The organism is Amphritea sp., from assembly GCF_050300915.1.
Classification (GTDB): Bacteria; Pseudomonadota; Gammaproteobacteria; order Pseudomonadales; family Balneatricaceae; genus Amphritea.
On the sequence record NZ_JBNKYN010000131.1, the window covers coordinates 1 to 5,662 of the forward strand.

6 protein-coding genes are annotated in these 5,662 nt (G+C 53.1%); all 6 read right to left on the bottom strand.

What is annotated here, in order from left to right; translation table 11 throughout:
• Positions 1-407, bottom strand: a 407-nt coding sequence (locus tag ACQY8X_RS20470) for a Rieske 2Fe-2S domain-containing protein (RefSeq protein WP_428036984.1), incomplete at its 3' end; no start/stop codon positions are given.
• A gap of 29 nt (positions 408-436) precedes the next feature.
• A complete protein-coding gene (locus ACQY8X_RS20475; RefSeq protein ID WP_428036985.1) occupies positions 437-1,327 on the bottom strand; it encodes a SphA family protein in 891 nt (296 codons plus the stop codon).
• Between the two features lie 66 nt (positions 1,328-1,393).
• A complete protein-coding gene (locus ACQY8X_RS20480; RefSeq protein WP_428036986.1) occupies positions 1,394-1,924 on the bottom strand; it encodes a flavin reductase family protein in 531 nt (176 codons plus the stop codon).
• Position 1,925: 1 nt separating this feature from the next.
• Complete coding sequence (locus ACQY8X_RS20485; RefSeq protein WP_428036987.1) at positions 1,926-3,167, bottom strand: styrene monooxygenase/indole monooxygenase family protein; 1,242 nt, start codon at positions 3,165-3,167, stop codon at positions 1,926-1,928.
• 34 nt (positions 3,168-3,201) lie between these two features.
• Positions 3,202-3,990 carry an SDR family oxidoreductase gene (locus ACQY8X_RS20490; RefSeq protein ID WP_428036988.1) on the bottom strand — a complete coding sequence of 263 codons (789 nt, stop codon included), beginning with the start codon at positions 3,988-3,990 and terminating at the stop codon, positions 3,202-3,204.
• Positions 3,987-5,237 (bottom strand): dienelactone hydrolase family protein, encoded by a 1,251-nt coding sequence (locus tag ACQY8X_RS20495; RefSeq protein ID WP_428036989.1) that lies wholly within the window; start codon positions 5,235-5,237, stop codon positions 3,987-3,989. The genes ACQY8X_RS20490 and ACQY8X_RS20495 overlap by 4 nt, the downstream gene beginning before the upstream one ends.
• Positions 5,238-5,662: the final 425 nt, after the last annotated feature.

A 5,662-nucleotide genomic window follows, 5' to 3' on the forward strand; every position in this document is an offset into this window, starting at 1 on the left:
CCGGGGGCTTTGACCTTCACCAGCCGGCCATCGGTCTTATAACACCAGGCATGAAACGGACAGGTGAAAGTGGACTGATTACCACGACATACCCGGGTCAGGGTTGCACCGCGATGCTGACAGGCATTAATCAGTGCATTCAGTTCACCGTTGGCATCACGGGTGATGATCATCGCCTGACGACCCGCCTGCATGGTAAAAAAGTCATGGGGGTTGGCTATCTGGCTCTCATGACAGGCATAGATCCAGGTGTTCTCAAAGATCAGATCCATTTCGATATCGAACAGGTCACGATCGGTAAACATCTCGCGGGCCACCCGGTATACATTTTCTTCGGGACGAAAATCGGTCCAGCTTTCAACCTTATCGCGCCACTCAAGCAATGTTTGTTTCGAATGAGTATTCATTACTTCTGCCTCCTGGCTCAGCTAATTGATTAAAACTTCACAACCGTTTTTATCCAGAACGCATCGCCCTGAGGCCGGTTTTCAACCGCCATCTCTTTTTGATACTTAACGGATAGAAAGAAGCCTTTGCCGTTGTCATATTTAATCGCAGGACCGATGGCAAAGGCTTGTCCCTTATTACCGATATCGGTGCCATTAACTTCATCACCGGTTATCTGTTTGTAGGCATACCCACCGACCCCCACCACCCAGTTGGGTGATACTCCGTAACCCAGGGAATAATCAGCGTGCAGCTCCTGACCCGACCGATAGTTGGTATCATCGTTTTCAAAGTTGTAGTCATACATCACCTTCACCCCCCAGTTGAATCCGGCAGGATCAATGTGAGAAGCGGCGTAGATACCCTGAACAGTCCAGTAGTTACGGCCAATATTGGCCAGGCGGGATGAGTCATATTCACCGGTGGGCGCGATAACATCGACACCGATAGCGGTATGAAACTGAGGACTGTGATGGAAGGCCAGCGCGGCGGTCAGATCGAGATCGCCAATACCAGATTCGCTATCGTTCATCCCCATGACGGAGACATCCAGATCAACCATCGGCAGCAAACCGGCAAACACCAGCTGACCACCGAACAAAGTTTTATCGGTGACATAAAGCAGCCGTGGCGCCAGCACATCGGCTTTCAGGTTGAAGTTGATCGGCAGGCTTTTGCCATCATTGCCTTTAAAGTCATCCGCCTCATAATGCTCAGCGTAAATCAATGGATACAGACCCGGTGGTGGCAGTGCACCCACCAACAGATCTTCAGCCCCCATCGGGTAGTTCGAGCCACCGCCCTCAGTCGCCTGGACTGGGGTTGTGATTAAAGATGCCCCGATCAGGCATGCCATAACATAGTTAACTGTACGTTTCATGAGTTGTTCTTCCTGATTATTAGTATTATCGAAGCCCGGCCTCAGCCGGGCTCATTGGCATCTGTTTCAGTCACAAAGCTGCTTAAAACCACCGCGATAGAACACCAGCGGCTCGCCCGTATCGACCCGGTCAAAATCCAGCACCCGACCGACGATCAGCAGGTGATCACCGGCAACACGGGTAAACTCCACCTGACACTGCAGGGTTGCCAATGCATCGTTCAACAGCGGAACCCTTGCAGAACTCAGGCGATACTCTACGCCAGCAAACTTATCCTCAGAGCGGGTCGCCAGTTGCATCGCCAGCCCCTCCTGACGCTGACTGAGAATATTCACATTGAAATATTTACCCTCATCAAACGCCGCCACGCTGGGTGAGGTCAGTACCAGACTCCACAGAATCAGTGCCGGATCTAACGACAGGGATGAAAACGAGTTAGCGGTAATCCCCACCAACTGATCGTCCTCGCCAACGGCGGTAATCGCCGTGACACCCGTAGCGAACATGCCAAACGTATTGCGCAGCTCCCGGGTATCAATCAGTGGGACTTCAATGGCAGGTGCAGCATTTATGGATTGTGTATTCGACGCAGTCATCTCAGGCCTCCTTCTTGAAGAACTCAGCAACCACCTGATTACAGGCGTCTGCATTAGTCCACCAGGGCATCAGATTGACTGGATTGTTGAAACCGTTCGCAATGGTCTTAGCCAGATCAGGAGACTGTTGAGCCGCGCCCAGCAGGTTGAGGGTATGCTCCTCAGGGGGCAGCAGGATACTGTTGGTCCAGCTAACCACCTGCTCGGCGTAAGCCCAGTATTTTTCAAAAGTATCCTTCATCCAGTTTTCGTCAAACGCCTGGTCTGCGCGGTCGATGATAGAATCCAGATAGATCTTGCTGCATTTAGCGCCGTTGTTTGATCCCTGCCCCGTAATGGGATCGTTGACCACCAGCGCATCCGCCATACCCAGCACTTTACGTCCGGAAGGCAGGGTCATTACCGGTTTACGCACCGTTGGCGGGAAGCGACCGGCCAGTACACCATTGTCATCGGTAAGCTGAACATTTTTGCAACGCTCCGCTTCCCATGGGCAGTAGGTATTGAGGATCTCCAGGCTGCGGGCCAGGTGTTGTTGCGGGGTTTCGACATCGCCCCAGCAATCCATCGGACCTCCCGGAATCCCCTCAAACACCATGATTTCGCAGGGACCGCTCAGGGTCAGAGCCGGAAAACAGAAGTATTCACCGACACCGGGAATCAGATTAAACGCTACCCGGGAAAACGGCTTTTTAGGTTCCATGCCATGTACATAGGTGAGTGCCAGAGCCCGTTGCGGTTTATCAAACACAGAGCGCTCAGCATCCCGTTCAAACTGACGCACGATCTCGCCTTTACCAGCTGCCAGCAACACCAGATCGTGTGAAGCGGCCAGCTCTTCAAGTTCGTCAATGCCAGCATCCTGGAACACCAGTTCGCCACCCAGACGAACAAACTCATCCATCCATACCGGCATCTTCAGACGCTGATCCACCGACTGCGCTTTGTGGTCAATAGGCGCCGCCCAGTCGATCAGCTTTTCACCCGGACGTTCGGGGTTGGGCACCGTCAGGCCGATACCCTCGACCGGCGGGCAATCGTTTTCCCAGAAGTTAAGCCCCAGCTCTCTTTCGGTATTCAGTGCCATATCGAACATACACTGACTTGAGGTGACCCGGCCGGAACGAATATCGTCCTGGGTCCGGTTGGATAACATGGTGACCTGATAGCCCTTTTTCAGAAGGCCAATACCCGTCTGCAGACCGGACTGACCGGCACCAATAATTGCGATTTTGCGTGACATAACATTTACTCCAGATTTTATTTTTATGGCTGGCTTATTCAGCGAGTTTAGGGATTGCAGGGCTGCGCTGTTCCGGACCAATCGCGGCATAGCCACCATCAACCGCATAATCAGCGGCAGTTACAAAACTGGCCTGTGGAGAACAGAGAAACAGCACCACTTCGGCCACTTCGCGGGGGTCACCCAGACGCCCCAGCATATGGAAATCAGAGGCAACCTGATCCGCCTTAGCCCGGTTGCCGCCACTGACTTCATTGATCACCCGGGACCAGGTCCAGCCCGGAGAAACCGAGTTCACCCGGATGCCATCGTCGGCAAAGTCCATCGCCATGCTGCGGGTCAGATGGCGGATCGCTGCCTTGCTGACGGGATAGAGCCAGCGACCGGTCTGGGCGATCTGTGACGAGATGCTGCTGAAATTGACGATGGCGCCGCCACCCCGTTTAACCATCAGCGGACGGGCGATATTAGCCGCCATCACGGCGCTGACCACATTGATATCCAGAGCGGTTAACCAGTCTTCCCGGGAAGAGGCCTGTCCTTCATCCAGATAGCTGCAGGCCAGATTGATCAGATAATCAACGCCACCAAAGCGGCTTTCAGCACTGTGTATTGCCGCGGTTAACTGCGCATCGTCGGTGATATCCGCTGCAACAAACTGTGCTTTGGCACCAAGACGATCGGCCAGTGCCACACCCGCCTCGGTATCGATGTCGATCACGGTGACACTCGCACCCGCTTCGATAAACACCTCAGCAACGGCGGCTCCGATCAGGGTTGCGCCACCGGTTACGATGACACTACGGTCGTTAAACTGGCTCATTTTGCACCTCCCTGATCCAGCCCCTCACTATCGGGCCAGTTCGGCATCAGCGTATTGGAAGGCAGTGTTTCATCCAGCAGCTTGGCCGCCGACTCCCGTCCGGCAACTGGCAGGCCCTGAGGATCAAGCTTGCCAATCTGAACCAGTACAGAGGCCTGGTCCCAGTAGATATGCTCGTGATACAGCTTATCGCCACGGAACTTGACCACCGCCACCAGCGGTACTTCAACGTATTTTCCGGTCGGTTCAATGCCTGGCAGCATCCAGTCGATGACCCGGTCATGGGTAAAGGTGAAGAGCAGTTCATCAACAATCTGAGTTGCGCCTATGGTGCGGGAGATAGGGATAAGCGCCGTATCGGCAGGGTTCACATCAACAAAATGATTTTTGTAGAAGCGATAGAGATTTTTATAACCCACTCCACCGGTCATATTAGGGATATGGTTGACGTAGGGTTCAGCCACCATGGTTGCCATGGTGTCATCCACATTGCGGGTATCAAACTCATACTCACAATGCTTATCCCAAAGGTAGGAAAGATCGTAGTGCGGGCCAATAGCCTGACGGAATGCGGTGACCGAACGCTGATGCGCCATCAGAGCGGAAGGTTTGTCATAATGCTCTGAACCTGCCCGGGCAAACGCGTGATCAACGCCGGGATAGGTATACAGTTCCACCTGCTCCTGATCACCCAGCGCCGCATAGATAGCGTTGCGCGCGGCTTCCGGACAGTACTCATCATTACCGGCAAAGTGCAGCACCAGGCGGCCATTAATATTCGCCGCTTCATGCAGATGGTTTTCAATGCCCATACCGTAATAGCCGACGGCCGCATCGACATCACAGCGGCAGGCAGTCAGATAGGACAAACGGGCGCCCAGACAGAACCCCAGTGCCCCAATGCTGCCATTGCACTCAGACCGTCCTTTGAGAACACTGATCGCTGCGTCGATATCCTCCACGCCCAGATCCTGATCGAAGCCCTGATAAAAACCGAACGCCTTCTCCCACTCTGCCGGGCTGTATTCCAGCTCAACGCCGGGTTCCTGACGCCAGAACAGATCAGGCGCCAGTACTACATACCCCTCCTCTGCATAATAATCGGCGACCTTACGCATGGTATCGTTGATACCAAATATCTCCTGCAGCAGGACAATACCGGGCCCCTCGCCCGCAGCGGGTACCGCCAGATAACCTTTGAAACTGCCACTGCCGTCTTTTGCCTGGATATCTATCATTGTGCCCATAGCACGCCTCCTGAATGTTGTTTTTCTTGGATCGTTATTCATCCTCGAATATCAGGCAGGCAAATACGCTCCGAAAAATGCGGCGACTATCCACAAGGTGCAAAAAAATGATTTAGCTCAATGATTCATGAAAACGGCCTAAGGCCCGTAATCGCTGGCCATCCGGTCTGTGCAGCGACTATCCAGTTAGCGCAGATTATTGATGAGTGTGTGAAATTTGGACAAAACCCCGGGGAAACCCCACTATATTTATATTCATCAATATGCAATATATAAGAGACCATCTATTGACTTAGATTAATAAAAATAGGGTAGTAAATGATGTCTTCCGACTTAACGTTGTCTCCCTGGCTGAGAGATGCACTTAAAGGTGACCCCGAGCGATTAGTTTTCAGTTCGGGTACGCTGGAACAGGTCAGGGAAGA